The following is a 26,398-nucleotide window of genomic DNA, read 5'->3' on the forward strand; positions in this document are numbered from 1 at the left end:
TAAACACGGGGCCCATGAGTTTCTCAGCCATCGTCGTAGCGGCGGGCGAAGGCCTGCGGGCCGGTCCGGGCGAGCCCAAGGCCTGGCGCCGGCTGGGCGCGCGTCCGCTGGTGCGCTGGTCGGTGGAGGGACTGCTGGCGGCCGGGGCGGACGAGGTCGTGGTGGTCGTGGCGGCCGAGCGGCTGGCCGCGGCCGGCGAGGCGCTCCAAGGTCTCGAACGCTGGCGGGCCGTGGCGGGCGGCCAGACGCGGGCGCAGTCCGTGCAGGCGGGCCTCGCGTCCCTGGCTTGCCCGGACGAGGCGATGGTTCTGGTGCACGACGCCGCGCGGCCCTTCGTGACCGCGAGCCATGTGGCGCGGCTGCTGGCGGCGCTGGAGACGGCGGACGGCGCGGTGCCCGCCCTGCCCGTCCCGGACACCTTGAAGCGCGGCGAGAGCCTGGTCGCCGAAACCGTCAGCCGCGAGGGCCTGTGGCGCGCCCAGACCCCGCAGGCCTTCCGCCGCGGCCGCCTCGGCGCGGCCTACGGGCGGTGGCCGGCCGGCGAGGAGCCCACCGATGACGCCGGCGTGGTGGAACGCGACGGCGGCCGGGTGGCGATGGTCGCGGGCGACCCCATGCTGATGAAGCTGACCTGGCCGGAGGACTTCCTGATGGCGGAGCAACTGGCGGGCGGCCAGCGGATCGTGCGGACCGGCTTCGGCCTCGACGCCCATCGCTTCGGGCCGGGGGACGCGGTGATACTGGGCGGTGTCCGGATCGCCCATGATCATGGTCTTATCGGACACTCCGACGCCGACGCCGGCTTGCACGCGCTCACCGACGCGCTGCTGGGCGCCATCGCCGAGGGCGATATCGGCCAGCACTTCCCGCCGTCAGACCCGCAGTGGAAGGACGCTTCGTCCGACCGTTTCCTCGTCCATGCGGTCGGGCTGGCCCAGGCCAAGGGCGCCCGACTCCTCAGCGCCGACCTGACGCTGGTCTGCGAGCGGCCGAAGATCGGGCCGCACCGCGAGGCCATGCGCGCGCGCATCGCCGAGCTGCTGGGCCTGCCGATCGAGCGGGTCAGCGTCAAGGCCACCACCACCGAGGGCATGGGCTTCACCGGCCGCGAGGAAGGCCTGATGGCCCAGGCGGTGGTCAGCGTGGAGACGCCGGCCTAGCGCTTCGCGTCGGGATCGAACTTCTGCTTCAGCGAGCGCCAGAGCGCGCCGAAGAGGTTGGTGTAGTCGTCGGTCCAGGGCGCGACCCTGTTGGGATCGGTGGCCTGCCAGCGTGGGTCGTGGGCGAAACGGGCGAGGCCGGCCGGCGACCGGGCGACAATCACCGCGTCCTCCGGCGAGGGCCAGCCGCCCAGGTCCTGCTTCGGGCCCGGGCGATAGTGCTGGATCAGCGCGACGCCGCCGGCCGCCCTGGCCACCGCCTGCGCCGGGCCGTTGAGCTCCAGATTGCGGTTGGAGAGGTGCAGGATCAGCACGCCGTCAGGCTTGAGGTGGGTCAGGTAGCCCTGCACGGCTTGCACCGTCAGCAGGTGGGTCGGCACGGCGTCCGACGAAAAGGCGTCGATCAAGAGGACGTCGAAGATGTCCCTCGGTTGCCGGGCCAGCGTCAGGCGCGCGTCGCCCAGCACGTAGGCCACCGGCGCCTTGGCGCAGCGGGTGGTGTAGCTGAAGTGGCTCGGGTCGCTGGAGAGCTTGATCACCAGCGGGTCTATCTCGAAGAAGGTCAGCCGGTCGCCCGGCCGGACATAGGCCGAGACCGAGCCCGTCCCGAGGCCGACCGCGCCGATCCGCAAGGCCGCCTTCTCGCGCTCCTGGGCCAGGAACACCTGCCCGATGGGGCTCGATTGCGCATAGTAGACCAGCGGATTGCAGTTCCAGGGCGCGGTCAGCGCCTGGGCCCCGTGAAGCGTTGTGCCGTGGGCCAGCATCCGCACCGGCCCGCCGAGCGCCGGGACCTGGGTCTCCGACTGATGCAGCACCCCGAAGAAGCTGCGCCAGCTCCTGGTGGTGTCGCTGCGGTTGGCTGCGGCGTCGGCGCCCATCGAGAGCACCGCGATCAGGGCGAAGAAGAAGAGCGCGCGGCTGCGGACCATGAAGGCGCAGATCACCGCGACGCCGATCGCGACCCGGACGGCCATCCCGAAGGCCTCGATCTGGGTGAAGCCGGCGACGAACGGCCGGGCGAAGGTGTGCGGGGCCACGAAGGTGTTGAGGACCGGGGTCGCGAGACCGCCCAGCACGCCGAGGATCAGCATCGCCCAGGTGATGCGGTCGATCTTCCAGTCGCCCCACGGCCGGGCGAAGCAGGAGAGCACCAGGACCAGGGGATATTCCCAGACGTTATCGAAGATCACCGGGGCGAGGAAGGCGTTGAACGAGCCGCCGACGACGCCGCCCAGCGACATCCAGAAATAGAACTCGGTCAGCCGCGCAGGGTCCGGCCGGCGGGCCACCAGGGCTTGGTGGCACATCAACGCCGTCAGGAAGAAGGCGATCAGGTGGACCGGAAGCTGCAGGGCGAAGGAGGCGTTGGTGAAGGGCAGGATCGCCACGCAGGCGGCGAGCGCGGCGGCCTGCAGGATCAGCGTCAGGTCACGCGAGATGATCGGCCTGGCCTGGAAGGCGATGATGAAGGTCAGGAGGTAGAGCGCCAGCGGCAGCACCCACAGGAAGGGCGCCGAGGCGACGTCTGTGGTGATGTAGGTGGTGACCCCCAGCATCAGGCTCGACGGAATGGCCGCGAGCCCGACCCAGATGAGCCGGTCGCCCCAGGAGATCGGAGCGACGGCGGCGGCGTGCGGGGCGGCCTGGGCGCGGCCGTCGCCGGCGCGGATGACGCTGAGCGCCAGGCCGGCCATCAGCAGGATGAAGGCGAAATAGCCGCCGCTCCAGCCGAAGCGCTGGGCGTGCAGGGTGAACCCCGGCTCGACGATCAGCGGATAGGCGAGCAGGGCCAGCAGGCTGCCGAGGTTGCTGGCCGCGTAGAGCACATAGGGCTCGCTCTCCTCGCCTTCCCCGAAGGTCCGCGCATGCCAGGCCTGCACCAGCGGCGCCGTCGCCGAGAGCACGGCGAAGGGCGCGCCGATGGAGACCGCCAGCACGCCCAAAAGCCAGAGCGTCGGATGATTGGAGGACGGCGGTCCGACCAGCTCGTTGATCCGCAGCGGCAGGGCGACCGCGGCGAGCAGCAGGGCCGCGCCGTGGGTCAGCGCCTGGGCGCGGAGCGAGCGCAGCCGCTGCAGGGCGTGGGCGTAGCCGTAGCCGGCCAACAGCGCCGCCTGGAAGAACGCCAGGCTGGTGTTCCAGACCGATGGGCTGCCGCCCAGCCTCGGCAGCACCAGCTTGGCCACCATCGGCTCGACCAGGAACACCAGGGCGGCGCTCGCGAAAACGGTGAGCGCGAAGAGCGCGGCGGGCGGACGGCCGCGTACAGCGCCGGGGTTCGAAGCATCTGGAGCGAGCGTCGTCATGGATGCGGAACCGTAGGCGCGAATCGCCTTGAATGGACTGTCTGTCCGATGCTCTGGTCCAGCCACCTTCCGAGCCGTTAAGAGGCCTGCCGATGTTTTCGCTTGAGATCGTGACCCTGGCCCGCCTGCTTGTCGACGAGGCCCGGGAGCGGTCGCTGCGGATCGTCACTGCCGAGAGCTGCACCGGCGGGCTGGTGGCGGGCGCGATCTGCCAGGTGGCCGGCGCCTCGGACGTCTTCGAGCGCGGCTTCGTGACCTATTCCAACCGCGCCAAGCAGGAGCTCCTGGGCGTGCCCGGCGACCTGATCGCCGATCTGGGCTCAGTTTCGGAGCCCGTGGCGCGGATGATGGCCGAGGGCGCGCTGGAGAACTCCAACGCCCATATTTCGGTGGCGATCACCGGGGTCGCGGGGCCCGGCGGCGGCACGCCGATGAAGCCGGTGGGCACGGTCCACATCGCCACCGCCCGGACCAACCACGGCCTCTCGCACCGCCTGGAATTCTTCGAGGTCGAGGACCGCATCGGCATCCAGCTCGCCGCCGTGCAGTCGGCGCTGGAGATGCTGCGCGAGCGGATGACCTAGGCCGCCGGCGGGGTCGCGCCGTAGAGCGCCCTCGCCCGGTCCTCGAAACAGGTCATCAGCCGGTCGACCGCGTGGGCGAAGTTGGCGCTGAGCAGGGCCTCCAGCAGGCGGGACTTGAACTGGAAATCGATGTCGAATTCGACGCGGGTCCCGCCCTCCTCCGCCGCGAAGAACTGCCAGCGGTTGGCGAGGCGGCGGAACGGACCTGAGAGCAGGTTGACGTCGATCTGGCGGTTCTGCGCGTCGCGGCGCACGCGGGTCGAGAACCGTTCCCTCAGGAACGAGAAGCCGACGCCCGCCTCGGCGTCCAAGGTCTCCACGCCGTCCTCCAGCGAGCGCGCATTCCAGGTGCGCATGGCGGTGATCCAGGGCACGAAATCCGGATAGGCCATGACGTCGCCCACCAGCGCGAACAATTGGTCCGGCGTGTAGGGCAGGCGTTTTGAGACGTGGTGTTTCAGGCCGCGGTGTCCCGCGCGGTCCGGGCGGCCTGCAGGCGCGCGAAGTCCTCGCCGGCGTGGTGCGACGAACGGGTGAGCGGGCTCGCGGCCACCATCAGGAAGCCCTTGGCGCGGGCGATCTCTTCGTAGGCGTGGAACTCGTCGGGATGGACGAAGCGGTCGATCGGGGCGTGCCTGCGGGTCGGCTGCAGGTACTGGCCGATGGTGATGAAGTCGACGCCCGCCGAGCGCATGTCGTCCATCACCTGCATGACCTCTTCCTTGGTCTCGCCGAGACCGACCATGACGCCGGACTTGGTGAACTGCTCGGGGTCGCGTTCCTTCACCCGCTCGAGCAGGCGCAGCGAGTGGTAGTAGCGCGCGCCGGGGCGAATCGACAGGTACAGCCGCGGCACGGTCTCCAGGTTGTGGTTGAAGACGTCGGGCTTGGAATCGATCACCTCGAAGGCCGCTTCGACGGGCTTGCGCAGGAAGTCCGGGGTGAGGATCTCGACGGTCGTGCCGGGCGCGGCGGCGCGGATGGCGCGCACGACGGCCGCGAAGTGCCCTGCCCCGCCGTCGCTGAGGTCGTCGCGGTCCACCGAGGTGATGACCACGTGCTTCAAGCCCATCTTGGCCACGGCGTCGCCCACCCGCGCCGGCTCGGTCGGGTCGAGCGCCTGGGGCTTGCCGGTGGCGACGTTGCAGAAGGCGCAGGCCCGGGTGCAGACCTCGCCCATGATCATCATGGTCGCGTGGCTCTTCGACCAGCACTCGCCGATGTTCGGGCAGGCCGCCTCCTCGCAGACGGTGACCAGGCCGTGGGCCTTCACGATGTCGCGGGTGGCGTTGTAGCCGGCCGAGCCCGGCGCGCGCACGCGCAGCCAGTCGGGCTTGCGCAGGAGCGGCGTCTCCGGGTTCGCCTGCTTTTCCGGGTGACGCGGGCGGATCGCGCCCGAGAGGTTGTCGATGACCACGGCCATGAGCCCTAGATCGGCGGTCGGGGCCTCCGGATCAAGTCGCGAATGGCCGCTCCCGCCTGCTCACGCTCCGTAACCATTCTTTTCATCCGCGCAGGCGGCGGATAGGCTTGCCCCAACGATAACAAGCGGGAGGTGGTGGGTTTGTCGCGTTTCTTTGACGCCAGCCAGGCGAAGACGACCCTGTTCGACGCCCTGGTGGAGGCGCGCCAGACCTACGGCGCCAAGAAGCCGATCCTGGAGGACCAGGAACGCAATCCCTTGAGCTACACCGACCTGATCCGCGCGGCCTTCGCGCTCGGGCGCAAGATCGCGGCCATGACCAGGCCTGGCGAGCGCGTGGGCGTGATGCTGCCGGCGAGTTCGGCCGCCGTGGTCACCTTCTTCGCCCTGCACGCCTTCGGCCGGGTGCCGACCATGCTCAACTTCACCGCCGGCATCCGCAACCTGAAGGCCGCCTGCGAGCTGGCCGGTGTGCGGCGGGTGCTGACCTCCCACCGGTTCGTCGAACAGGGCAAGCTGCACGACCTGGTGGACGCGCTCGAGACGCTCACCACCATCACCTACCTCGAGGACGTGCGCGAAAGCCTGGGCGTCGCCGACAAGCTGTTCGCCGCCGCGGCGGGCGCGTTTCCCAAGCAGTTCCGCAACCCCAGCAAGCCGTCGGATCCCGGGGTGATCCTCTTCACCTCCGGCAGCTTCGGCGCGCCGCGCGGGGTGATGCTTAGCCAGGAGAACCTGGTCGCCAACGTGCGTCAGATCGCGGCCCACATCGACCTCGACCCGGCCTGGGTGATGTTCAACCCGCTGCCGACCTTCCACTGCTTCGGCCTGACCGGTGGAGCGCTGCTGCCGATCCTGACCGGGATGAAGGCCTTCCAGTACCCGTCGCCGCTGCACATCAAGCAGATCCCGCCGCTGGTGAAGGACACCGGCGCCTCGATCCTGCTGGCCACCGACACCTTCGTGAACCAGTACGCGCGCTCGGCCGAGCCGGACGAGCTCTCGGGCCTGAAGTTCATCGTCTGCGGCGCGGAGAAGGTGCGCGAGGAGACCCACAACCTGATCGCCGAGCGGTTCGGCCCGGTGCCGGTGCTGGAGGGCTATGGCGCGACCGAGGCCGCCCCGGTGATCGCGGTGAACAAGCCGACCGACAACCGCCGCGGCACGGTGGGCGGTCTGCTGCCCGGCATGGAGACGCGGCTGGAGCCGGTGGAAGGCATCCCCGGCGGCGGCAAGCTCTATGTGCGCGGGCCCAACGTCATGGCGGGCTATCTCGCCCCCGGCGGCGGCCTGGAGCCGCTTGTCGACGGCTGGCACGACACCGGCGACGTGGTTTCGATCACCGAGGACGGCTGGGTGAAGATCAAGGGCCGGGTGAAACGCTTCGCCAAGATCGCCGGCGAGATGGTCTCGCTGACCGCCGCCGAAGACCTGGCCTCGGCAGTCTGGTCCGACAGCCGCCATGCGGTGATCTCCCTGCCCGACCCCAAGAAGGGTGAGCGGCTGATCCTGGTCACCGACCGTAGAGACGCCGACACCGCCCCGCTGATCGCCCACGCCCAGTCGATCGGCGCGCCGGAGATCGCGGTGCCGCGCAAGATCATCCGGGTCCAGGAAATCCCTGTGCTGGGCACCGGCAAGACCGACTACGTGGCCCTGCAGCGCATCGTCGACGCGGAGCTGCGCCGGGCGGCGTGACGCTTCAGATGTGCAGCACCATGCCGTAGGCGTCGAGCGAGGCCTCGTGCATGGCCTCGCTCATGGTCGGGTGCGGGAAGACAGTGGCGTGGAGTTCGGCCTCGGTGGCTTCCAGCGTCATGGCGAGCGTGAAGCCCTGGATCATCTCGGTGACCTCGGCGCCGATCATGTGGGCGCCGATCAGCGCGCCGGTCTTGCCGTCGAAAACGGTCTTCACGAAGCCGTCGAGTTCCCCGGAGGCGATGGCCTTGCCGTTCACCCGGAACGGGAAGCGGCCGACCTTGGGCTCGCGGCCCTGTTCTTTCGCCTGCGCCTCGGTGAGGCCCACCGAGGCGATCTGCGGGGTGGAATAGGTGCAGCCCGGGATCGGGCTTTCGATGTTGGTGGGTTTCAGGCCCGCGATGTGCTCGACGCAATGGACGCCCTCGTGGCTCGCCTTGTGGGCCAGCCAGGGCGGCCCCGCGACATCGCCGATGGCGTAGAGGCCGGCGACGTTGGTGGCGCCGTGACCGTCGGTGACGATGTGGGTGCGCTCGACCTTCACGCCCAGCGCTTCGAGCCCCAGGTCCTCGACGTTGCCGACGATGCCGACCGCGACGATGGCGACGTCGGCGTCCAGGGTCTCGGTCTTGCCGCCGGCCTCGATCTCGACCGCGACGCCGGACTTGGACCTGGTCAGCTTCTTGACGTTGGCCGGAACACGGAATTTCAAGCCGCGCTTCTCGAAGGCCTTGTGAGCGGCCTTCGAGACCTCTTCGTCCTCGACCGGCAGGATGCGCGGGAGGGCCTCGATCACCGTAACATCCGAGCCCAAGGCTCGGTAGAAGCTCGCGAATTCTATGCCGATGGCGCCCGAGCCGATGACGATCAGGGTTTTCGGAACAGTCTTCGGAACGAGGGCCTCGCGGTAGGTCCAGACCTGCTCGCCGTCCGGCTCCAGCCCGACGGCGGGGATGGTGCGGGCCCGAGCACCGGTGGCCAGGATCACCGACTTGGCTGTGATGGTGCGCGAGCCGCCGGCCTTCAGGGCTACGACGACGCTCGGCGCCGCCTGCCCCTTGGCCAGCTTCGCGGTCCCCTCGATCACCTCGACCTTGTGCTTCTTCATCAGGAAGGCGACGCCGGCGTTGAGCTGGGCGGCTACCTTGCGCGAGCGCTCCACGACCTTGCTGAAATCGAAGCCGCGTTTCTCCACCGACAGGCCGTAGTCGGCCAGGTGGTCGAGCTGTTCGTAGACCTCGCCGGATTTCAGCAGCGCCTTGGTCGGGATGCAGCCCCAGTTGAGGCAGATGCCGCCCAGGAGCTCGCGCTCGACGATGGCCACCTTCATCCCGAGCTGGGCGGCGCGGATGGCGGTGACGTAGCCCCCGGGCCCGGAACCGATGATGATCAGGTCGAAGGTGTCGGCCATCAGAGCAGCGCCTCGATCTCGCCTTCCAGCGCCTTGGGTTCGAATCCGGGGGCGAAGCGGCCCACGACCTCGCCCTTCCGGTCGATCAGGAACTTGGTGAAGTTCCATTTCACGCCTTCGGTGCCCAGCAGGCCCCGCCTGGCCTTCTTGAGATAGGCGTAGAGCGGGTGCGCGGTCGGCCCGTTGACCTCGATCTTGCGCATCATCGGGAAGTCGACCTCGTAGGTCAGGCTGCAGAAGCTGGCGATCTCGGCCTCGTCGCCCGGCTCCTGGTGGCCGAACTGGTTGCACGGGAAACCCAGCACCACGAAGCCGCGGTCGCGGTACTTGCGGTAGAGCGCTTCCAGCCCCTCGTACTGGCGGGTGAAGCCGCACTTGCTGGCCGTGTTGACGATCAGCACCACCTTGTCGCGCCAGTCGGCGAGCGGGGCCGGCTTTCCATCGATCGTCTCGGCGCTGAAGTCGTAGATGCCCATGCCGCCGGTCCTCAGACGATCATGGTGATCGGGTCTTCGATCAGCGGCTTGAAGGCGGCGAGCCAGCGCGCGCCGGTGGCCCCGTCGACCACCCGGTGATCGCAGGTGAGCGTGACGGTCATCACGGTGGCGATGGCGAGCTCATTGCCGCGCACCACGGGCCGCTTCTCGCCGGTCCCCACCGAGAGGATCGCGCCCTGCGGCTCGTTGATGATCGAGGAGAACGACTTGATCCCGAACATGCCGAGGTTGGAGATCGAGAAGGTGCCGCCCTGGAACTCCTCGGGCTTCAGCTTCTTGGTCCGGGCGCGCTCAGCCAGGTCCTTGGCCTCTGCCGCGATCTGGGCGAGGCCCTTGGTCTCGGCCATGCGGATGATCGGCGTGATCAAGCCACCGGGCACCGCCACCGCCAGGGCGATGTCGGCGTGGTGGTGCATGGCGATGCCCTCGGGCGTGTAGGAGGCGTTGGCCTCCTTCACCTGCATCAGGGCCACCGCAGCGGCCTTGATCACCATGTCGTTGACGCTGACCTTGCCGCCGGACTTTTCCAAGAGCGCGTTGATCTTGGCGCGCGCCGCCAGCAGGGCGTCGATCTCCAGGTCGATGGTCAGCGGGAAGTGCGGCACGTCGCGCGCGCTCTCGGTCATCCGCCGGGCGACGGTCTTCTTCATGCCGTCCAGCGGGATGAGGTCGTAGCTGCCGGCCGGAATGCCCTGCTGTTCCAGCGACTGGACCTGGCGCGGCGCGGCGGGCGGGGCCTGGCCCGGCGCCGTGGGCTGAGCGGCGGGCGCTGCGCCCGGAGCCTTGGCCTGGCCGGGCTGGGCGCCTTCGACGTCCGCCTTGACGATGCGGCCGTGCGGGCCGGAGCCCTTCAGGCTCGCGAGGTCCAGGCCCTTCTGCTCGGCGATGCGCCGGGCGAGCGGCGAGGCGAAGATGCGTTGGCCGTCCGCGGCCTTGGCGACGGGCGCAGGCGCGGCGGGTTGGGCCGGCGGCGCCGCGGCCGGCTGGGGTGCGGGCGCAGGCGCAGGCGCAGGCGCAGTTTCGGCCTTCGGAGCCTCTGGCGCGGCGTCGGCCTTGGGCGGAGGCGGCGCGGAGCCGCCGGCGCTGTCGCCGGACAGGCGGGCGATCGGGGCGTTGACCTTCACGTTCTCGGCGCCTTCCGGCACCAGCAACTCCTCGATGGTGCCCTCGTCGACGGCTTCCACCTCCATGGTGGCCTTGTCGGTCTCGATCTCGGCGATCACGTCGCCGGACTTCACCTGGTCGCCCTTTTTCACGTGCCACTTGGCGAGCGTGCCCTCCTCCATGGTGGGCGACAGGGCGGGCATGAGGATGTCGATGGGCATGCGTCAGGCGCTCGGGCTTGTTTCGACAAAGACCGCGGGCATCCAGCGGCCGGCGCGCCGCGCCACGCGCTCGTCCGGCGTCTCGTCATCATAGATCATCGGACTGGGCGCGCGGCCCTCGAAGCCCGGCAGGTTGACCCCGGGCACGTTCAGGACCGCGGTCAGGCGCCCCTCGGTCTCCATGGTCGCCGCGACATAGACCCCGCATTCGGCGCAGAGCAGGAAGTCGGTGATGCCCAGGCCGAACCGGTAGCGGTTGGCGGCCCCCGGCGCGGCCTCGATATGCAGCCAGCCTTCGGGATCGCTGGTGGTCAGGGCCCCATGCCGGCGGCAGAAGCCGCACTGGCAGGCGCGCAGCGGCAGGTCCTCGACCGCGAGCGCCGTGGTCAGCTCCACGCGGATCGCCCCGCAATGGCAGTGGCCGGCCAGTTCGGTCATGCCGGCTCCCTGGAAAGGTGCGCCAGCTCCGAGGCGTTGGCTTCCCAGTTCTGGCCGTCGAAAGCCTCGATCCGCAGGTCGAAGCCGTCGGTGGAGTCCAGGCAGCGCGCGTTGACGCTCCAGCCGTCGGGGTTGGACCGCGGCCGATAGAAGCCCTTGATGCCGCATTCGGCGCAAAACAGGTGCTTCGCCACGCGGGTATTGAAGGTGTATTCGGCCAGCCGCTCGGCGCCCTTGGTGAGGCGGAAACGGCTCTCCGGCACGATAATGTGCACGAAGCCGGTCTTGGCGCACATCGAGCAGTTGCAGCTCTGCGCCTCGACGACGGCCGGCAGGGCCACCTCGAACCGGACCCCGCCGCAGTGGCAGCCGCCGGCATGCCAGGTGAAGGGCGTCGGGCTCATTTGTAGCTCACCGCCTTGGCCGCCTTCACGATCTTGTCCAAGGACGGCAGGGAGAGCGCCTCGAGGTTGGCGGCGTAGGGCAAGGGCACGTCCTCCTGGTGGACCCGGGCCGGCGGGGCGTCGAGGTAATCGAAGGCGAGTTCCACCACCCGGGCCGCGACTTCGGCGCCGACGCCCATCGGACCCCAGCCTTCCTCGACGGTGACCAGGCGATTGGTCTTCTTGACGCTTTCGACGACGGTCTCGATGTCCATCGGGCGGATGGTGCGCAGATCCACGACCTCGGCCGAGATCCCCTCCTCCGCCAGCTTCTCGGCGGCCTGCAGGCAGAAGCCGACCATGCGGGAATAGGAGACCAGGGTGACGTCGGTTCCCTGCCGGCGGACCTTGGCCTTGCCGATCGGCACCACCCAGTCGACGCCCTCAGGGACGTCGAACTCCTGGCCGTAGATCATCTCGTTTTCGAGGAAGACCACGGGGTTGGGGTCGCGGATGGCGGCCTTGAGCAGGCCCTTGGCGTCGGCCGCGTCGTAGGGGGCGATGACCTTCAGGCCCGGCACGTGGCCGTACCAGGCGGCATAGTCCTGGCTATGCTGGGCGCCGACCCGGGCGGCCGCGCCGTTGGGCCCGCGGAAGACGATCGAGGTCTTGATCTGGCCGCCGGACATATAGAGCGTCTTGGCCGCCGAATTGATAATATGATCAATGGCCTGCATGGCGAAGTTGAAGGTCATGAACTCGACGATCGGCTTCAGTCCGGCCATCGCCGCGCCGACCCCCAGGCCGGTGAAGCCGTATTCGGTGATCGGGGTGTCGATCACCCGCTGGTCGCCGAACTCCTGCAGGAGGTCGCGGGAGACCTTGTAGGCGCCCTGGTACTGGGCGACTTCCTCGCCCATCAGGAAGACGTCCTTGTCGCGGCGCATCTCCTCGGCCATGGCGTCGCGCAGCGCATCGCGGACCGTGACCTTCACCAGCTTGACGCCTTCCGGCAGCTCCGGGTCCTTCAGCGGCTGGGCGGGGGCGACGGGGGCCGTCCCCTCGCCTTCCGGCCGCGGCTTGGCGTCGGCTTCCGGCGCCTTGCGCTCCGGATCGCCGGAGGCTTCCGCGCGAGACTGCGGCGCATCTGCTTTGGGAGCAGAGGGTTGCGGCGGGGGCGGTGCCGCACCGGCCTCGCCGGAGAGCCGGGCGATGGGGGTGTTGACCTTAACCTCCTCGGCGCCCTCCGGCACCAGGAGCGCTTCGACCGTGCCCTCGTCGACGGCTTCGACCTCCATGGTCGCCTTGTCGGTCTCGATCTCGGCGATCACGTCGCCGGACTTCACCGTGTCGCCGACCTTCACGTGCCACTTGGCGAGGGTGCCCTCCTCCATGGTGGGCGAGAGCGCCGGCATCAGGACGTCGGTCATGCGGGCGCTCCTACCGGGGCGTCGGTGTAGACGTCGGTGTAGAGCTCCTTGGGATCGGGCTCGGGACTGGTCCGGGCGAACTCGGCGGCGTCGGCGACGATGCGCTTCACCTCCGCGTCGATGGCCTTCAGCGCGGCCTCGTCGGCGAATCCAGCCTTCTCCAGCAGCTCCTCGGCGTGGTCGATGGGGTCGCGCGTCTTGCGGATCTCGTCGACCTCGTCGCGGGTGCGGTACTTGGCCGGGTCGCTCATCGAGTGGCCGCGGTAGCGGTAGGTCTTCATCTCCAGGATGTAGGGCCCCTTGCCGGACCGGGCGTGCTCGGCGGCCTTCTCGGCGGCGGCCTTCACCGCCAGCACGTCCATGCCGTCGACTTCCTCGCCGGGAATGCGGAACGAGGCGCCGCGCTTGTAGAGGTGGGTCTCGGCCGACGAACGGTCGACGGCGGTGCCCATGGCGTACTGGTTGTTCTCGATCACATAGACGACCGGCAGGCTCCAGAGCTCGGCCATGTTGAAGCTCTCGTAGACCTGGCCCTGGTTGGCGGCGCCGTCGCCGAAGTAGGTGAAGGCCACCTGGCCGTTCTTGCGATAGCGGTTGGCGAGCGCGAGGCCCGTCCCCAGGCTCACCTGGGCGCCCACGATGCCGTGGCCGCCGTAGAAATGGGCCTCGGTGGAGAACATGTGCATCGACCCGCCCTTGCCGTGCGACGAGCCCGAGGCGCGGCCCGTGAGCTCGGCCATGACCTCCTTCGGGTCCATGCCGCAGGCCAGCATGTGGCCATGCTCGCGATAGCCGGTGATCACCTGATCGCCAGGCTTCTGGGCTGCCTGGACGCCGACCGCGATGGCTTCCTGTCCGATATAGAGGTGGCAGAAGCCGCCGATCAGACCCATGCCATAGAGCTGGCCCGCCCGCTCCTCGAAGCGGCGGATCAGCAGCATGTCGCGATAGTACTTCAACAACTCGTCTTTGCCGCCGCCATCCGCCTTGGCGGATTTTGAGGTTGCGGCGCCGTTGGCTTTCCGCCGACCGGCCGCGCCGGTCTGCTCACGCGCCATGCGTCTCTCCGTGATACTTCCGATAAGTCCTCTAGAACCCCCGAGGGGCGCTAAGGCTTCATCCGGATCACATAGTCCCTCGGATCGGCGAAGCCTAGCAGGGAGCGCGCCCTTTCCTCCAGGAGATCGGCCGATAGGCTGGTGTCGCGCAGCAGACGGGCCCGGGTCTCCAGATCCTGGCGCTCGGCGCGCACCTGGACGAGCTCGCGGGTCTTGGCCACCAGGGTTTCGTCCCGCTGGTTGGAGCTCAGGATGCCGCGATCGCCCGTGAAGGCGTGGAAACCGAAGTAGAAGATCAGGAAGGCCAGGGCCGCGGTCGGCAGATAGGAGCGGAGACGAGCAAGCACGGCGATTCCCTGAGGCGCAGGAACGATTTCTCGGCGCGTTGTGGTTAAGGGCCAGCTAACGTCCCTCGGCGGACGATCCGCCGGAGCGCCGGCCAGACGGGAGACCCATGACGAATGAGCGCGCGATGACGACCGGGTTTCCGCGCAGTTTTCGCACGATCGCGCTGATCTGGCTGGGCTGGGCGGTGATCATGCTGGCCTATCAGGCCTTCGCCCCGGCCCGGCTGCCGCTTGAGCGGCCCGACCGCGCCACCTCGTTCAGCGCTGACGAGACGGGACCCGGGCGCCTCAAGGGCCGCCCCTATCTCTCCGGCGCCTTCCTCAACACCCACGTGGCCTGGGACTCGGAATACTATCTGTCGATCGCGCTGCACGGATACGACGACCCCCAGATGCGGGCGGTCTCGCCGGCCTCGACCGCCGAGGCGCCGGTCGGCGGCCTTCAGCGCGAGCATCCAACCTGGACCTCGATCAACTACGCCTTCTTCCCGGCCTACCCCTTCGCGATTCGGGCGCTCGCCGCGCCACTCGGCCTGGTCGGTCTCGATCCGGTGGCGGCCGCGACTCTGGCCGGGGTGCTGATCTCCCTGGCGGGCGCGCTCGCCGGCATGTGGGCGCTCTCCGATCTCGCGGGCGAACGGGCCGATGACGCGATCCGGGCCGGCTTCTACCTGCTGATCTGGCCGGCCTCGATCTTCCTGGCCCAGGTCTATACGGAGGGCCTCTTCGTCGGCCTGTCGTTCGGCGCGCTCGCCATGATGGGGCGCCGGAAATGGGTGCTGGCCGCGGTGCTGGCGGCGTTCGCCACCTGGACCCGGGCGACCGGCGGCCTGCTCCTGATCCCCTTCGTCTGGACCTGGCTGGCGGACGGCGGCCTGCGCCGGCTGCGGAGCGGTTCGGCCGTGACATTGGTGCTCGCCGCGGCGCCGGCCATCGCCTACCTGGCCTGGCGCGCGATCCTGGGCGCGCGGTTCGGCTATGTCGAAGCTCACTATTTCGGCCGCGGCCTGCTGCAGTTGCGCGCCACCGCCCAGTCCTTCGCCGACCTGATCGACTTCATGCAGGAGGGCGACGCCCAGGCGCGCGCCTACTACGCCGTCGAAGGGCTCGCCGTGCTGGCGGCCGCGGTGTGTTCGGCGGTCCTCTGGCGCAGCCACAAGGCCGTCGCGCTCTACGGCGCGGCGATCCTGGCCGTGGCGCTCACCAGCGGCGCGGCGCTCGGCCTGCCGCGCTATGTGATCGCCGTCCCGGCGCTTTTCCTGGCGCCCGCGCGGTGGGGGCGCAGCGTGACCTTCGACCGGCTCTGGAGCCTCGCCAGCATCCTTGGCCTCGCGGTCTTCGGCCTCGCCTTCAGCCTGGACTTCTGGGCGGGCTAGGCGCGCGCGGCGAAGGCCGCGGCGATCTCGGAGACGACCGGCGCCCAGTCACCCGGCGCCGTCTGCCGGAACAGCCGCACGCTGTCGTACCAGGGGCTGTCGTCGCGGCCGTGCAGCCAGCGCCAGTCCTGGCGGAACCAGGGCAACATGACCCAGCAAGGCTTGCCGAGCGCGCCGGCCAGATGGGCGACGGCGGTGTCGACGGTCACCACGAGGTCGAGCTGCTCGATGATCGCGGCGAGATCGGCGAAGTCACCGACCGGCTCGGTCAGGTCGACCAGATGGGCTCCGGCGTCCCTGAGCGGCTGCAGGGCCTCGGCGGTCGGCAGGGAGCGGTGCGAGTCGTTGGGGTGACTGGTGCGGCCGCGCCAGGCCACGCCCACCGCGCCCGGCGGCGCATGCCCCGCCCACTTCGCCCGGCGATCGGCCGGCGCCTTCAGGTAGGGCGCGCCGCTGAGGTCGTCGAGCGTCACGCCGAAGCGCCCGGGGATCGAACAGGTCATGGCCCAATAGTCCGGCACGTCGAGCGTCAGGCTCTCGGCCCCGGCCACGACCTTGACCGGCAGTTCGGAGAACAGGGCATGCAGTTCCGGCGGGCAGACCAGGACCACCTTGGCCTCCTGGTCCCGGAGGGCCAGCGCATAGCGGACGAACTGGATCTGATCGCCGAACCCCTGCTCCGGCCAGATCAGGAACGACCGGCCGGCCACCGGCTCGCCGATCCATTCGTCACGCATCGGCGGCGGGTCGGCCCCCTGGCCGGCCAGGCCCTTGCGGCTCTCGTAAAGCGGCCAGCCCGCGTCAAAGTCGCCGAGGCCCAGCAGCAGATGGGCGTAGGCCAGCCGCAGCTGCGGATCGTTCGGCGTCGCGGCGAGCGCCTGGGCGTAGAGCGGCTCGGCTTCACGCCAGCGCCCGGTCTTGTGCAGGAAGCCCGCGAGCCCCCACTGCGACCAGGCCGCGTCGGGTCGCCGGGTGAATGCCTGGCGATAGGCCGCCTCTGCGTCGGTGAACTGCTCCAGGCGGGTCAGGACGTCGGCGAAGTTGCGCCACGCTTCGGCGCTGGTGGGCGCGGCCGCGACGATCTGGCGCCAGAGGTCCGCCGCCGCGGTCAGGTCGCCCGCCACCTGCAGGCTCGCGGCCTCGTGGAAGGCGGCCAGGATGTTGTCGTTGGTGAGGCGCATGGCGCTCCTCGACGGTCTCAGTGTTTCAGGGTCGCCCGGCCGGCGTAGACCGCCTGGTCGCCGAGTTCCTCTTCGATCCGCAGGAGCTGGTTGTACTTCGCCGTACGGTCGGAACGGGAGAGCGAGCCGGTCTTGATCTGCCCGCAGTTGGTGGCCACGGCGAGGTCGGCGATGGTCGAGTCCTCGGTCTCGCCGGAGCGGTGGCTCATCACCGCGGTGTAGGCGTTGCGGTGCGCCAGATCGACGGCGTCCAGCGTCTCCGACAGCGTGCCGATCTGGTTGACCTTCACCAGGATCGAATTGGCCAAGCCCCTGCCGATGCCCATCGCCAGGCGCTCGGAATTGGTCACGAAGAGGTCGTCGCCGACCAGCTGCAACTTGGCGCCCAGCCGTTCGGTGAGCAGCTTCCAGCCTTCCAGGTCGTCCTCCGCGCAGCCGTCCTCGATGGTGACGATCGGGAACTTGTCGGCGAGGCCCGCCAGATAGTCGACCATGCCGGCCGGATCGACGGTCTTGCCCTCGCCGGCCATCACATATTTGCCGCCCTTGAAGAACTCGCTGGAGGCCGCGTCGAGGCCGAGCACGAAGTCCTTGCCGGCCTTGTAGCCGGCGCCCTCGCCCGCCTTCATGATGAAGGCCAGCGCCTGCTCGGCCGAGCCGATGTTGGGGGCGAATCCGCCCTCGTCGCCGACATTGGTGTTGTGGCCGGCGGCGTGCAGCTGACCCTTCAGGGCGTGGAAGATCTCCGCGCCCATCCGCAGGGCTTCGGCGAAGGTCGCCGCCCCGGTCGGCAGGATCATGAACTCCTGGATGTCGATCGGATTGTCGGCGTGGGCCCCGCCGTTGATGATGTTCATCATCGGCACCGGCAGGACGCGGGCCGAGACCCCGCCCACGTACTTGTAGAGCGGCAGGGCCGCCGAACTCGCCGCCGCCTTGGCGGTCGCCAGGCTGACGCCCAGGATAGCATTGGCGCCCAGGCGGGCCTTGTTCGGCGTGCCGTCGAGCTCGATCAGCATGCGGTCGACGCGGCGCTGGTCTTCGGCGTCAGAGCCGGCCAGCGCGTCATAGATCTCGCCGTTCACCGCATCGACCGCCTGCAGGACGCCCTTGCCGCCGTAGCGCTTCTTGTCCCCATCGCGCTTCTCGACCGCCTCGTGAGCGCCCGTCGAGGCGCCGGAAGGCACGGCGGCGCGGCCCATGGATCCGTCTTCGAGGATCACGTCGACCTCCACCGTGGGGTTGCCGCGGCTGTCCAGGATCTCCCGGGCGGTGATGTCGACGATCTCGGTCATGGGGTCCTCAGGCTTTCGGGCGCGCCGGAGGCTTAGCCAGCTTCACGGCGTGGGGCAACGCCGGTTGACTTCGCCGTTTCTTGTTCTCTTTATGTTCACGCACAAGAACGGACCGACGATGCTCTCGCTTAGAGAAGTCTCGACCTCCGGCTATCGCTCCTTGCGAGCCATCACCTATCCGGTTGGCGGGCTGGAGGTGTTCGTCGGCGCCAACGGGGTCGGCAAGACCAACCTCTACCGAGGTCTGGAGCTGCTGCAGGCGGCCGCGGCCAATCGGCTGGGACTGGTGCTGGCTCGAGAGGGGCTGAGGTCGGCATTCTGGGCGGGACCTCGGCGGCAGGGCTCCCCGGCGCGGATGAAGTTCGCCGCCACGTTAGCGGGGTCCTCCAGCGCGACCCGGTTCAGCTACGAGATCGAAGTCGGGTTTCCGGCTCAGCCCGCCGGCGCCTTCAGGGGAGAGCCGCACGTAAAAAGCGAGGTCCTCGTCGCCATCGCGGGCGGACGTGCGGTCCGCCTCGTCGACCGGCAAGGCGCGTCGGTCATGGCGCGAGGCGAAGACGGGCGGCCCGTGGAAGTCGATATCGACCTGCTGGCGTCCGAAACGGTGATGGGACGGCTGCAGGACCCGAGCGAATACCCGGCGATGGACGCCGTGCGCAGGACCCTGCTGGAGTGGCGCTTCTATCATGACTTCCGCACCGATGACGCCTCGCCTATTCGGCGACCCTGTGTCGCTGTCGCAAGCCCGACGCTGGCCTCGGATGGCGCTAATCTGGCGGCGGTGTTCGCGACCCTATCGGAGATTCGCGGAGATACGGCCGATCTCGACGAGGTTATCGCCAACGCCTTTCCAGGCGCCCGGCTGGTCATCGATCGGCCGGACGAGTCTGCGACGTTCGGCATGAGCTTCGCTGAGTTCCCACGGCGGGTCTTCGCGCCGGCCGAGCTCTCCGACGGCACCCTGCGATTCCTCGCTCTGGCGGGTGCGCTGATGGCCTACCGCCTGCCGCCCTTCATCGCTCTGAACGAACCGGAATCCAGCCTGCATCCCGACCTTATGGCGCCGTTGGCTGATCTCATTGTGCGCGCTGGCAAGCGGACCCAGGTGTGGCTGGTCACCCACTCCGAGCGCCTCGCGGAACTGGTGAGCCGCAGCGACGGCGCCGAGATCCGCAGAGTGTTGAAGAAGGACGGCGCCACCTGGATCGATGGGCTGAAACTGTTCGGAGCCTATGACGACGAGGAGGACGACTAGTCGCCCTCTAGGTCAGCCGAAACTTCGGGGGAGGAAGGGCGAGCTTGGTGTCCGGGACCGTTTCGCCGCGGAAGAAGCGCAGCAGCAGGTCCTGCACCTGCGGGTGGGCCTCGAAGACGTTGTGGCCGGCGTTCTCGACGAGAATCTGCGACTTGTTCCGGAACTGGGCCGCCACCTCGGCCTGCTCCGCCAGCACCGTGCGGCCGTCGAGCGAGCCCGCGACCAGCAGCGAGCGGTTCGGAATCTTGAACGGGCTGCGGAAGCCCTCGCCGAGGTCGACGCCGGGGACCACGCCCAGGAGATGCGGCATCGGGAAGTTCAGCGCATCGCCGATCACCGCGCTCTTCGCCTCGCGTTCGATGAGGGCCAGCTTTCGCGGCGAGATTCCGGAAGCCAGGTCCATCGTTTCCGGCATGCCGGCTATGCCCAGCAGCCCGTCCATCTGTCCGGCGAAAGCGGCGAACACATCGGTCTTGCCCGCGTCGAGCGCCTGGTAGAGACCCGGCAGCAGCGCCAAGGTCTCGGGATTGGCCGCCAGCGACCCGGCCAGCATCTGCACCGCGAACCCGCCGATCTGGACATCGATCGGTCCGCCCGTGCGCTGGCGCATCGAGGTCCGCACCGGCTCGGCCTCCATCCGAGTGTGCACCCGCCGCATCAGCGCCAGAAGGTCCGGCACGGCGGCGCGGGCGGCGGGATCGGCGCCCATCAGCCGGTCGACCTGCCGCAGATAGTCATCCCACCGCGCCGGGCGCTTCACCGTCTGGTCCTGACCCTCGAGGCTGGCCAGAGCGACGCGGTCGACCTTGTCCCCGTGACGCCGCAGCACCGCCAGGCCCAGGTGCGAGCCGTAGCTGATGCCCCACAGGTGCATGCGCTCGGCGCCCAGGTGACGGCGCAGCTCGTCGACGTCGTCGGCGCTCTCGTTGGTGTTGTAACCGCGCATGGCGACGCCGGCGCTTGTCCAGTCCGTCCAGGCGCGGGCGAATTCGGCGCGGAAATAGGCGGTCAAGCCGTCGCGGGTGAACGGCGGCGGTGGGCCGCCCTGCCTTGGGCGCGGCGGGATGTGGTTAGAGAGCCCGGTCCCCCGCTGGTCGAAGGCGATGACATCGGAGACCTCGCGCAACGCCATGAAGATCGGGAAGCGGGCGCCGGCCGCGGTCCCGCTACCCGTGCCGCCTGGTCCGCCGGCCAGGTAGATGATCGGCGGTCCAGGCTTCGCCGCGGTCGAGGCGAACCGGACATAGGTCAGCTTGATACGACGGGATGCGGGGTCCCGCCGATCCTCCGGAACCTCGAAGACCCCGCGCTCAGCCTCGACCTCGACGCCCTTGGAGGAGCGGAACTTGATCGGGCCGGCGGTCTGGGCGAACGCGGTGGCGGGAACGAGGAGGCCGGCGGCGGCCAGCAGGGCGCGGCGATGAATCATCATGGCCGCCAACCAGCCCGATCCCCCTCGCCGGCGCCGCCCCGGTTCGGCCAATGGCGCCGCTCGGTCGGCGAACGGACAAGCGGCTCGGCGAACGGCGCCCTAGACTGGCGCGATGTGGCGGAGCCTCTTCCTGGCGATAGTCGCGCTCGGCCTCTCGCCGAGATGGGCGAGCGCCGACCCGCTGGTCGGCGTCTGGGAGATTTGCGATGGCGCCCCGACATCGGCGGCTCCGACGCTCAGCCATTGCCACCCCCTCAAGGGTGTCATCGATCCCCAGGGCCGGGAGCTGTGGCTGCGTGCGCCGGTGCGGGCGAAGACGGCGCGCGAGCAGACGCCCTCCGCCGTCTACATCTTTGGCGCGGCGTCCTCGGAGGTCTGGCTCAACGGAGTTCATCTCGGCGCAAACGGCGCGCCCGGCCCGACCGCCGCGGCCGAACGGCCGGGCCGCTACGAAGCTGAGTTCCCGATTCCGCAGGCCCTATGGCGGCCGGCCGGCGGGGATCTGATCGTCCGCCTGTCAGCCTTCCACGTCGGCATGCGCTTCGATCAGCCGGTCGGCGGCATCGGCATCGGGCGCTATCCCCAGCCCTCGCGCTCACCGCAGATCGCCGTCACCTTCGCGGCCGCGGGCGCCCTGCTGGCGGCGTTCTTCGGGTTCGGCGCGGTCTACGCCATGCGCCGCACGGGCTCGAGCCTGACGCTGGCGGCGATGGCCGGCGTGGCGGCGCTGCAGGCGGGCGTCGAAAACTACCGAAGCCTCGTCAACTACCCCTATCCGTTCCACGTCTGGCGCGTGAACGCGATCTGGGCCCTGTCGGCGATCTTCGCGCTGCTGCTGGCGGCTTTCGCGGCGCAGCGCTTCCTGCCGCGCCGGCGGAACGTCCTCCTCGCCGCCGCCGCGATCGCGATCCCGGCGACCTACCTGTTGAAAGGCTTCGACGTGAAGAGCGGCGCAGCCTTGCTCACCGGGGTCGGCTTCGCCGGCCTTGCGGCTGCCGTGGGCATCCGCGAGAAGCGCCCCGGCGCGCGGAGCATCTTCGCCTACCTCGTCGTGTTCTTTGTCGCGGGCGTCGCCTGGCCCTATTGGCTGCTCGACCTGTCGTTCTTCGTCCTGGCCGCCACCCTCACCTTGCCGCTACTGGTCGCCGAGGTGGTTCGGCTGGGCCGGGAGGACCGCGACCGCGAAGCCGCTCTCACCCGCGCCGCCAGCCGGCCTGACCGCCTGACCGTCACGACCGCGCGTGGGGTCGAACTCACGCCGCTCAAGGACATTGTCGCCATCCTGGGGGCCGACGACTATGCGGAACTGCGCTTGAGCGGCGGCCGCAGCCTCTTGCACTCCGCGCGGCTGGAACGCCTGGAGACCCAGCTTCCTCCCAGTTTCGTGCGCATCCACCGCTCGGTGATCGCCAATCTCGCCCACGCCGAGCGGCTGGAGCGCGACGGCGCGCGCTGGCGCCTCCACATGAGCGAAGGCCCAGCCCTGCCGGTCAGCCGGTCGCGTTTGCCGGCGCTGCGGGACGCCCTCGATCCGCCGCCGGTCCCTCTGCGCGCCATGGCTTGACGGACGCGGCGTCCGCGGCCCATCCCGGAGCCGCAAGGAAGGACCACCCATGCTGCTCGTCGAACGCCAGGACGCCGTCGCCGTCGTCACGCTCAATCGTCCCGAGGCGATGAACGCGCTCTCCAAGGCGCTGCGGGCGGCGCTGCGCCAGGCGATGCTCGAACTGGACGCCGACCCGACCGTGAAGGTCGTGGTGCTGACCGGCGCGGGCGAGCGCGCGTTCACGGCCGGGCTGGACCTGAAGGAGCTCTCCACCGACCCGCTGGGCATGGGCGCGGCCAATGCGACCGACCCGGCGGAGAACCCGGCCCGGGCCGTCCTGGCCTGCTCCAAGCCGATCGTCGGCGCGATCAACGGCGTGGCGATCACCGGCGGCTTCGAGGTGGCTCTGGCCTGCGACGTGCTGATCTGCTCGACCAACGCCCGCTTCGCCGACACCCACGCGCGGGTCGGCATCACGCCGGGCTGGGGCCTCTCGCAAAAGCTGAGCCGCGCCATCGGGCCCTATCGCGCCAAGGAGCTGTCGCTGACCGGCAATTTCCTCTTCGCCCAGCAGGCCTACGACTGGGGCCTGGTGAACCGCGTGGTCGAACCCGCCGAGTTGATGCCCGCGGCCCTGAAGCTCGCCCACGAGATGGCCTCCATCGAGGCCGAGATGCTGGTCACCTACAAGGCGATGATCGACGACGGCTATGCGCTCTCCATGGGCGAAGGCCTGGCGCTGGAACACGACCGCTCGGTCGTCCACAACGCGGCGGTGACGCCGCAGATGGTCGAGGCGCGGCGAGCGGCGGTGCAGGCGCGCGGGCGGACGCAGTAGCCGCTCACAGACAGCCCTCGATATCCTCGATGGACCTGTCCCCCACGTGGAAGGCGGTCACCTTGCCCAGCCGGTCGGTTTCGAAACGCACGCCGCGGCGGCCCTTCACGGCCCAAGCCGTCAGGTAGTGGGCCGGCGCTTCTTCATAGCTGTGCTCTGAAACGATCAGGGCCGGGCCATAGGCCCGCGCGATGTCGGCTTCACGGGACCCGACGCCGACGTGCTTGTCCGTCCTGGGCCCGTCAGCGGTCACCGAGATGCGCGTGACCCGCCCCTGCTGCGCCATAACCCAGATGCCGGGATGTCCCGGCCAGGCGTCCTCGCGGCATTCATCGCTGCTGACCCCGTCGTTTCGCGAAACCTTCAGATGAAAGAGGCGCACGGCGTCGCGCTCGCGCATCCCGATGCGCAGCTTTCCCCAGCCCTCGGCGGTGAGCGGGGCCGGGCCGGCCGCGGCAGTAGAGGCCGCAACCAGCGCGATGAAGGCAATGAGGACCGAGCGGCGCAGCGACATGATCTGCGACCCTAAGGCCCGGCCGCAGAATCAGAAACGCCGACCGCGATGGCGGCCGGCGTCTCAGGCTCGTCCAGCGCTGAAAGCGCCTAGTCTTCCTTCGGCGTCAGGACCTGGCGGCCCTTGTACATGCCGGTCTTCAGGTCGACGTGGTGGGGCCGCTTCAGCTCGCCGGTTTCCTTGTCTTCGACGAAGGAGTTGGCGCCCAGCGCGTGGTGCGAGCGGCGCATGTTCCGCCGCGAAGGCGATGTTTTGCGTTTAGGAACGGCCATCGGAGACTCTCGCTGGCGTGGAAATGAGGACGCCGGCCAAATACGGGCCGGCGACGTGAGCGCGGGCTTATGCCTGAAAGCCCCTGGCCGATCAAGCGTGACGGGCGTAGTTTACGACGTAAGTCACAAGCGGGCACAAATCGTGGACCAGCATCTGATCTTCGCGCCGATGGGCGCGCTCGCCTTCCTGACCTTCAGCGTCCTCACCCTTATCCCGATCCGCCGCTTCCGGGCCGGCGCGGCGGGCCAGATCGTCAGCGACGACTTCAAGTTCGGCGAATCGGGGAACGTCCCCGGCCACGTCTCGATTCCGAACCGCAACTACATGAACCTGCTCGAGCTGCCGATGCTGTTCTACGCCGGCAGCCTGATGTTCTTCGTGGCCGGCAAGGTCGATGGCATCGTGCTGGCGACCGCCTGGCTCTATGTGGCGCTCCGCGTCGTCCACACACTGATCCACCTGACCTACAACCGGGTCATGCACCGGCTCCTGCCCTTCGCGCTGAGCAACCTCGTGCTGATCGCCTATTGGGCGCTGTTCTCCCTGCGCTAGAGCGCCTTCGACAGGCGCTTGGGCGCCACGTGGATCCAGGCGAGCCGCAGCACGGTTTCGAGCGTGGGTCCGTCGAGGTTTTCCAGACGCAAGTAGGTCCAGCCGTGGTGGCCGTAGGTCTCGGTGGGCTGGATCGCGTCGGGATGGGCGGCCGCCATGTTCAACTGGTCTTCCCGGTCGAGCTTCACGACCGCCACGTTGTCCCAGCCCAGCGAGGTGAACAGGCTCTGGTTTCCGGTCACGCCCAGCATGGCGAAGATCCGGGCCTGAACGCGAAAGGCCGGCCGGCGACGATGGACGTCCTCATAGGCCTCCGGCAGGGCCAGCGCGATCCGGCGAAGATCGGCCGCGCCGGCCATCGCCCTAGACCAGCCGGCTCCGGTTCCGCGCGGCGCCGATGAAGCTGGCGAACAGCGGATGCGGGTCGAAGGGGCGGCTCTTCAGCTCGGGATGGAACTGCACGCCGATGAACCACGGGTGGTCCTCGCGCTCGCAGAGCTCCGGCAGCACCCCATCGGGAGAGAGGCCCGTGAACTTCAGCCCGGCCTGCTCGATGGCCTCGCGGTAGCCGATGTTGACCTCGTAGCGGTGGCGGTGGCGCTCGGAGATCGCCGAGGTCCCGTAGATCTCCGCGACCTGGCTGCCGGGGGTCAGGACCGCCTCATAGGCTCCGCAGCGCATGGTGCCGCCGAGCTCGCCGCCCTCGGCGCGGAATTCCTTGTCGTTGCCGCGCACCCACTCGGTCATCAGGCCGACGATCGGCTCCGAGGTCGGGCCGAATTCAGAGGATGACGCCTGATGGATGCCGGCCAGGTTCCGGGCCGCCTCGATCATCGCCATCTGCATGCCGAAGCAGATGCCGAAATAGGGCACGTCGTGCTCGCGGGCGAAGCGCACGGCGCGGATCATCCCCTCCGAGCCGCGTTCCCCGAAGGCGCCGGGCACCAGGACGCCATGCACGCCGGTCAGGCGCTCGCCGATCAGCTCCTCGTCGCGCTCGAAGGTTTCGCCCTCGATCCAGTCGAACTTGACGCGGACGTTGTTGGCGACCCCGCCGTGCGCCAACGCCTCGATCAGCGATTTGTAGGCGTCGGTCAGGGCTGTGTACTTGCCGACGATGGCGATGTTCACCTCGCCGTCCGGATGGCTGAGCGTATGGGCGATGGTCTCCCAGCGCGTCAGGTCGGGAGCCGGCGCGGTGTCGGTCAGGCCGAAAACATCCAGCACTTCGGCGTCCAGGCCCTGGGCGTGATAGTCGAGCGGCACGGCGTAGATGTTGGCCGAGTCCATCGCCTGGATGACCGCGCTGGGACGGACGTTGCAGAACAGACCGAGCTTCTTCCGTTCGCCCTCTGGGATCGGCATCTCGCAGCGGCAGAGCAGGATGTCCGGCTGGATGCCGATGGAGCGCAGCTCCTTGACCGAGTGCTGGGTCGGCTTGGTCTTCATCTCGCCGGCCGTCTTGATGAACGGCAGCAGCGTCAGGTGGATGAAGCAGGCGTGGCCGCGCGGCAGCTCCTGGCCGAGCTGGCGGATGGCCTCGAAGAACGGCAGGCCCTCGATGTCGCCGACCGTGCCGCCGATCTCGACCAGCACGAAGTCGACGCCCTCGCCCGGGTCGGAGAGCACGAACTGTTTGATCTCGTCGGTGACATGCGGGATCACCTGGACGGTCGCGCCCAGATAGTCGCCCCGCCGCTCCTTCTCGATGATGGTCTTGTAGATCTGGCCGGTGGTGATGTTGTCGTTCCTGGTGGCGTTGACGCCGGTGAACCGCTCGTAGTGGCCAAGGTCGAGGTCGGTCTCCGCGCCGTCGTCGGTCACGAAGACCTCGCCGTGCTGGTAGGGGCTCATGGTTCCCGGATCGACGTTCAGATAGGGGTCGAGCTTGCGCAGCCGCACGCCATAGCCGCGCGCTTGCAGGAGCGCGCCGAGAGCGGCTGACGCGAGACCCTTACCAAGTGAGGAGACCACGCCGCCGGTGATGAAGATGTACCGGGCCATGGGCGTTCAGGTTAGCCGTGATTCGGGGCCGCGGCCCCTGCCCCGGTGCGATTCGTCCCCGCTTCTTTT

The 26,398-nt window shown here is 69.2% G+C and carries 26 protein-coding genes; 8 read left to right on the plus strand and 18 right to left on the minus strand.

Annotated elements, in window-relative coordinates:
• Positions 1-14 precede the first annotated feature (14 nt).
• Positions 15-1,160 (plus strand): bifunctional 2-C-methyl-D-erythritol 4-phosphate cytidylyltransferase/2-C-methyl-D-erythritol 2,4-cyclodiphosphate synthase, encoded by a 1,146-nt coding sequence (locus tag ACESMY_RS18560; RefSeq protein ID WP_372786103.1) that lies wholly within the window; start codon positions 15-17, stop codon positions 1,158-1,160.
• Here ACESMY_RS18560 and ACESMY_RS18565 read toward each other — a convergent pair.
• A complete protein-coding gene (locus tag ACESMY_RS18565; protein WP_372786104.1) occupies positions 1,157-3,469 on the minus strand; it encodes a spermidine synthase in 2,313 nt (770 codons plus the stop codon). The two genes, ACESMY_RS18560 and ACESMY_RS18565, sit on opposite strands and share 4 nt — an antisense overlap.
• A gap of 92 nt (positions 3,470-3,561) precedes the next feature.
• On the opposite strand from ACESMY_RS18565, the gene ACESMY_RS18570 reads away from it, so the two are divergent.
• Positions 3,562-4,053, plus strand: a complete 492-nt coding sequence (locus ACESMY_RS18570) for a CinA family protein (protein WP_372786105.1) — start codon at positions 3,562-3,564, stop codon at positions 4,051-4,053.
• On the opposite strand, the gene ACESMY_RS18575 is transcribed toward ACESMY_RS18570, so the two are convergent.
• Complete coding sequence (locus ACESMY_RS18575; protein ID WP_372786134.1) at positions 4,050-4,514, minus strand: type II toxin-antitoxin system RatA family toxin; 465 nt, start codon at positions 4,512-4,514, stop codon at positions 4,050-4,052. The two genes, ACESMY_RS18570 and ACESMY_RS18575, sit on opposite strands and share 4 nt — an antisense overlap.
• Positions 4,511-5,476 carry a lipoyl synthase gene (lipA, locus tag ACESMY_RS18580; RefSeq protein ID WP_372786106.1) on the minus strand — a complete coding sequence of 322 codons (966 nt, stop codon included), beginning with the start codon at positions 5,474-5,476 and terminating at the stop codon, positions 4,511-4,513. The genes ACESMY_RS18575 and lipA overlap by 4 nt, the downstream gene beginning before the upstream one ends.
• A 141-nt stretch (positions 5,477-5,617) precedes the next feature.
• Here lipA and ACESMY_RS18585 point away from each other — a divergent pair, with 141 nt between their 5' ends.
• Positions 5,618-7,174: an AMP-binding protein gene (locus tag ACESMY_RS18585; RefSeq protein WP_372786107.1), complete on the plus strand. Its 1,557-nt coding sequence runs from the start codon at positions 5,618-5,620 to the stop codon at positions 7,172-7,174.
• Positions 7,175-7,178: 4 nt separating this feature from the next.
• Here the strand turns inward: ACESMY_RS18585 and lpdA are convergent, their stop codons facing one another.
• The 8 genes from lpdA to ACESMY_RS18625 are packed head-to-tail and all read right to left on the minus strand — an operon-like array spanning position 7,179 to position 14,063.
• Positions 7,179-8,585 carry a dihydrolipoyl dehydrogenase gene (gene lpdA / locus ACESMY_RS18590; RefSeq protein ID WP_372786108.1) on the minus strand — a complete coding sequence of 469 codons (1,407 nt, stop codon included), beginning with the start codon at positions 8,583-8,585 and terminating at the stop codon, positions 7,179-7,181.
• Entirely contained in the window at positions 8,585-9,061 is a 477-nt protein-coding gene (locus ACESMY_RS18595) for a glutathione peroxidase (protein WP_372786109.1), read from the minus strand. The genes lpdA and ACESMY_RS18595 overlap by 1 nt, the downstream gene beginning before the upstream one ends.
• A gap of 11 nt (positions 9,062-9,072) precedes the next feature.
• The gene (locus ACESMY_RS18600) at positions 9,073-10,407 is read right to left on the minus strand and encodes a pyruvate dehydrogenase complex dihydrolipoamide acetyltransferase (RefSeq protein WP_372786110.1); all 1,335 of its coding nucleotides are present in this window, start codon (positions 10,405-10,407) and stop codon (positions 9,073-9,075) included.
• Between the two features lie 3 nt (positions 10,408-10,410).
• Positions 10,411-10,845 carry a GFA family protein gene (locus ACESMY_RS18605; RefSeq protein WP_372786111.1) on the minus strand — a complete coding sequence of 145 codons (435 nt, stop codon included), beginning with the start codon at positions 10,843-10,845 and terminating at the stop codon, positions 10,411-10,413.
• The gene (locus ACESMY_RS18610) at positions 10,842-11,249 is read right to left on the minus strand and encodes a GFA family protein (protein ID WP_372786112.1); all 408 of its coding nucleotides are present in this window, start codon (positions 11,247-11,249) and stop codon (positions 10,842-10,844) included. Before ACESMY_RS18610 ends, ACESMY_RS18605 begins: the two co-directional genes overlap by 4 nt.
• Entirely contained in the window at positions 11,246-12,658 is a 1,413-nt protein-coding gene (locus tag ACESMY_RS18615) for a pyruvate dehydrogenase complex E1 component subunit beta (RefSeq protein WP_372786113.1), read from the minus strand. The genes ACESMY_RS18610 and ACESMY_RS18615 overlap by 4 nt, the downstream gene beginning before the upstream one ends.
• Positions 12,655-13,716: a pyruvate dehydrogenase (acetyl-transferring) E1 component subunit alpha gene (gene pdhA, locus ACESMY_RS18620; protein WP_372786114.1), complete on the minus strand. Its 1,062-nt coding sequence runs from the start codon at positions 13,714-13,716 to the stop codon at positions 12,655-12,657. The genes ACESMY_RS18615 and pdhA overlap by 4 nt, the downstream gene beginning before the upstream one ends.
• A 50-nt stretch (positions 13,717-13,766) precedes the next feature.
• A complete protein-coding gene (locus tag ACESMY_RS18625) occupies positions 13,767-14,063 on the minus strand; it encodes a septum formation initiator family protein (RefSeq protein WP_372786115.1) in 297 nt (98 codons plus the stop codon).
• Positions 14,064-14,188: 125 nt separating this feature from the next.
• Here ACESMY_RS18625 and ACESMY_RS18630 point away from each other — a divergent pair, with 125 nt between their 5' ends.
• Positions 14,189-15,439 (plus strand): mannosyltransferase family protein, encoded by a 1,251-nt coding sequence (locus ACESMY_RS18630; protein ID WP_372786116.1) that lies wholly within the window; start codon positions 14,189-14,191, stop codon positions 15,437-15,439.
• Here the strand turns inward: ACESMY_RS18630 and ACESMY_RS18635 are convergent.
• Together ACESMY_RS18635 and eno are read right to left on the minus strand one after the other, a co-directional pair.
• The gene (locus ACESMY_RS18635; protein WP_372786117.1) at positions 15,436-16,620 is read right to left on the minus strand and encodes a tetratricopeptide repeat protein; all 1,185 of its coding nucleotides are present in this window, start codon (positions 16,618-16,620) and stop codon (positions 15,436-15,438) included. The two genes, ACESMY_RS18630 and ACESMY_RS18635, sit on opposite strands and share 4 nt — an antisense overlap.
• Positions 16,621-16,637: 17 nt before the next feature.
• The gene (gene eno / locus ACESMY_RS18640; RefSeq protein ID WP_372786118.1) at positions 16,638-17,915 is read right to left on the minus strand and encodes a phosphopyruvate hydratase; all 1,278 of its coding nucleotides are present in this window, start codon (positions 17,913-17,915) and stop codon (positions 16,638-16,640) included.
• Between the two features lie 118 nt (positions 17,916-18,033).
• On the opposite strand from eno, the gene ACESMY_RS18645 reads away from it, so the two are divergent.
• Positions 18,034-19,170, plus strand: a complete 1,137-nt coding sequence (locus ACESMY_RS18645) for an AAA family ATPase (protein WP_372786119.1) — start codon at positions 18,034-18,036, stop codon at positions 19,168-19,170.
• A 7-nt stretch (positions 19,171-19,177) separates the two neighbouring features.
• On the opposite strand, the gene ACESMY_RS18650 is transcribed toward ACESMY_RS18645, so the two are convergent.
• Positions 19,178-20,602, minus strand: coding sequence for an alpha/beta fold hydrolase (locus ACESMY_RS18650; RefSeq protein WP_372786120.1), 1,425 nt, complete (start codon positions 20,600-20,602; stop codon positions 19,178-19,180).
• 112 nt (positions 20,603-20,714) lie between these two features.
• Here ACESMY_RS18650 and ACESMY_RS18655 point away from each other — a divergent pair, with 112 nt between their 5' ends.
• Together ACESMY_RS18655 and ACESMY_RS18660 are read left to right on the plus strand one after the other, a co-directional pair.
• A complete protein-coding gene (locus ACESMY_RS18655; RefSeq protein ID WP_372786121.1) occupies positions 20,715-22,166 on the plus strand; it encodes a LytR/AlgR family response regulator transcription factor in 1,452 nt (483 codons plus the stop codon).
• A 49-nt stretch (positions 22,167-22,215) separates the two neighbouring features.
• On the plus strand, positions 22,216-22,986 hold the full coding sequence (locus ACESMY_RS18660; RefSeq protein ID WP_372786122.1) for an enoyl-CoA hydratase: 771 nt from the start codon (positions 22,216-22,218) through the stop codon (positions 22,984-22,986).
• A 4-nt stretch (positions 22,987-22,990) separates the two neighbouring features.
• Here the strand turns inward: ACESMY_RS18660 and ACESMY_RS18665 are convergent, their stop codons facing one another.
• A complete protein-coding gene (locus ACESMY_RS18665) occupies positions 22,991-23,500 on the minus strand; it encodes a hypothetical protein (protein WP_372786123.1) in 510 nt (169 codons plus the stop codon).
• A gap of 89 nt (positions 23,501-23,589) precedes the next feature.
• A complete protein-coding gene (gene rpmF, locus ACESMY_RS18670) occupies positions 23,590-23,772 on the minus strand; it encodes a 50S ribosomal protein L32 (protein WP_111515250.1) in 183 nt (60 codons plus the stop codon).
• Between the two features lie 142 nt (positions 23,773-23,914).
• On the opposite strand from rpmF, the gene ACESMY_RS18675 reads away from it, so the two are divergent.
• Positions 23,915-24,325, plus strand: a complete 411-nt coding sequence (locus ACESMY_RS18675) for an MAPEG family protein (RefSeq protein ID WP_372786124.1) — start codon at positions 23,915-23,917, stop codon at positions 24,323-24,325.
• Here the strand turns inward: ACESMY_RS18675 and ACESMY_RS18680 are convergent.
• Complete coding sequence (locus ACESMY_RS18680; protein ID WP_372786125.1) at positions 24,322-24,684, minus strand: MmcQ/YjbR family DNA-binding protein; 363 nt, start codon at positions 24,682-24,684, stop codon at positions 24,322-24,324. The two genes, ACESMY_RS18675 and ACESMY_RS18680, sit on opposite strands and share 4 nt — an antisense overlap.
• Positions 24,685-24,688: 4 nt before the next feature.
• Entirely contained in the window at positions 24,689-26,329 is a 1,641-nt protein-coding gene (locus ACESMY_RS18685; RefSeq protein WP_372786126.1) for a CTP synthase, read from the minus strand.
• Positions 26,330-26,398: the final 69 nt, after the last annotated feature.

Origin of the sequence: Phenylobacterium sp., from assembly GCF_041691455.1 — a bacterium.
Lineage (GTDB): Bacteria > Pseudomonadota > Alphaproteobacteria > Caulobacterales > Caulobacteraceae > Phenylobacterium.

Excerpts from the sequence above, each read along its gene's own strand:
- ACESMY_RS18630 (WP_372786116.1), top strand. The coding sequence starts at position 14,189 with ATGACGACCGGGTTTCCGCGCAGTTTTCGCACGATCGCGCTGATCTGG.
- ACESMY_RS18570 (WP_372786105.1), top strand. The coding sequence starts at position 3,562 with ATGTTTTCGCTTGAGATCGTGACCCTGGCCCGCCTGCTTGTCGACGAG.
- lpdA (WP_372786108.1), bottom strand. The coding sequence starts at position 8,585 with ATGGCCGACACCTTCGACCTGATCATCATCGGTTCCGGGCCCGGGGGC.
- ACESMY_RS18635 (WP_372786117.1), bottom strand. The coding sequence starts at position 16,620 with ATGCGCCTCACCAACGACAACATCCTGGCCGCCTTCCACGAGGCCGCG.
- ACESMY_RS18660 (WP_372786122.1), top strand. The coding sequence starts at position 22,216 with ATGCTGCTCGTCGAACGCCAGGACGCCGTCGCCGTCGTCACGCTCAAT.
- ACESMY_RS18560 (WP_372786103.1), top strand. The coding sequence starts at position 15 with ATGAGTTTCTCAGCCATCGTCGTAGCGGCGGGCGAAGGCCTGCGGGCC.
- ACESMY_RS18655 (WP_372786121.1), top strand. The coding sequence starts at position 20,715 with ATGTGGCGGAGCCTCTTCCTGGCGATAGTCGCGCTCGGCCTCTCGCCG.
- ACESMY_RS18685 (WP_372786126.1), bottom strand. The coding sequence starts at position 26,329 with ATGGCCCGGTACATCTTCATCACCGGCGGCGTGGTCTCCTCACTTGGT.
- ACESMY_RS18645 (WP_372786119.1), top strand. The coding sequence starts at position 18,034 with ATGCTCTCGCTTAGAGAAGTCTCGACCTCCGGCTATCGCTCCTTGCGA.
- ACESMY_RS18595 (WP_372786109.1), bottom strand. The coding sequence starts at position 9,061 with ATGGGCATCTACGACTTCAGCGCCGAGACGATCGATGGAAAGCCGGCC.
- ACESMY_RS18605 (WP_372786111.1), bottom strand. The coding sequence starts at position 10,845 with ATGACCGAACTGGCCGGCCACTGCCATTGCGGGGCGATCCGCGTGGAG.
- rpmF (WP_111515250.1), bottom strand. The coding sequence starts at position 23,772 with ATGGCCGTTCCTAAACGCAAAACATCGCCTTCGCGGCGGAACATGCGC.
- ACESMY_RS18610 (WP_372786112.1), bottom strand. The coding sequence starts at position 11,249 with ATGAGCCCGACGCCCTTCACCTGGCATGCCGGCGGCTGCCACTGCGGC.
- ACESMY_RS18615 (WP_372786113.1), bottom strand. The coding sequence starts at position 12,658 with ATGACCGACGTCCTGATGCCGGCGCTCTCGCCCACCATGGAGGAGGGC.
- ACESMY_RS18600 (WP_372786110.1), bottom strand. The coding sequence starts at position 10,407 with ATGCCCATCGACATCCTCATGCCCGCCCTGTCGCCCACCATGGAGGAG.
- ACESMY_RS18665 (WP_372786123.1), bottom strand. The coding sequence starts at position 23,500 with ATGTCGCTGCGCCGCTCGGTCCTCATTGCCTTCATCGCGCTGGTTGCG.
- pdhA (WP_372786114.1), bottom strand. The coding sequence starts at position 13,716 with ATGGCGCGTGAGCAGACCGGCGCGGCCGGTCGGCGGAAAGCCAACGGC.
- eno (WP_372786118.1), bottom strand. The coding sequence starts at position 17,915 with ATGACCGAGATCGTCGACATCACCGCCCGGGAGATCCTGGACAGCCGC.
- ACESMY_RS18680 (WP_372786125.1), bottom strand. The coding sequence starts at position 24,684 with ATGGCCGGCGCGGCCGATCTTCGCCGGATCGCGCTGGCCCTGCCGGAG.
- ACESMY_RS18565 (WP_372786104.1), bottom strand. The coding sequence starts at position 3,469 with ATGACGACGCTCGCTCCAGATGCTTCGAACCCCGGCGCTGTACGCGGC.
- lipA (WP_372786106.1), bottom strand. The coding sequence starts at position 5,476 with ATGGCCGTGGTCATCGACAACCTCTCGGGCGCGATCCGCCCGCGTCAC.
- ACESMY_RS18650 (WP_372786120.1), bottom strand. The coding sequence starts at position 20,602 with ATGATGATTCATCGCCGCGCCCTGCTGGCCGCCGCCGGCCTCCTCGTT.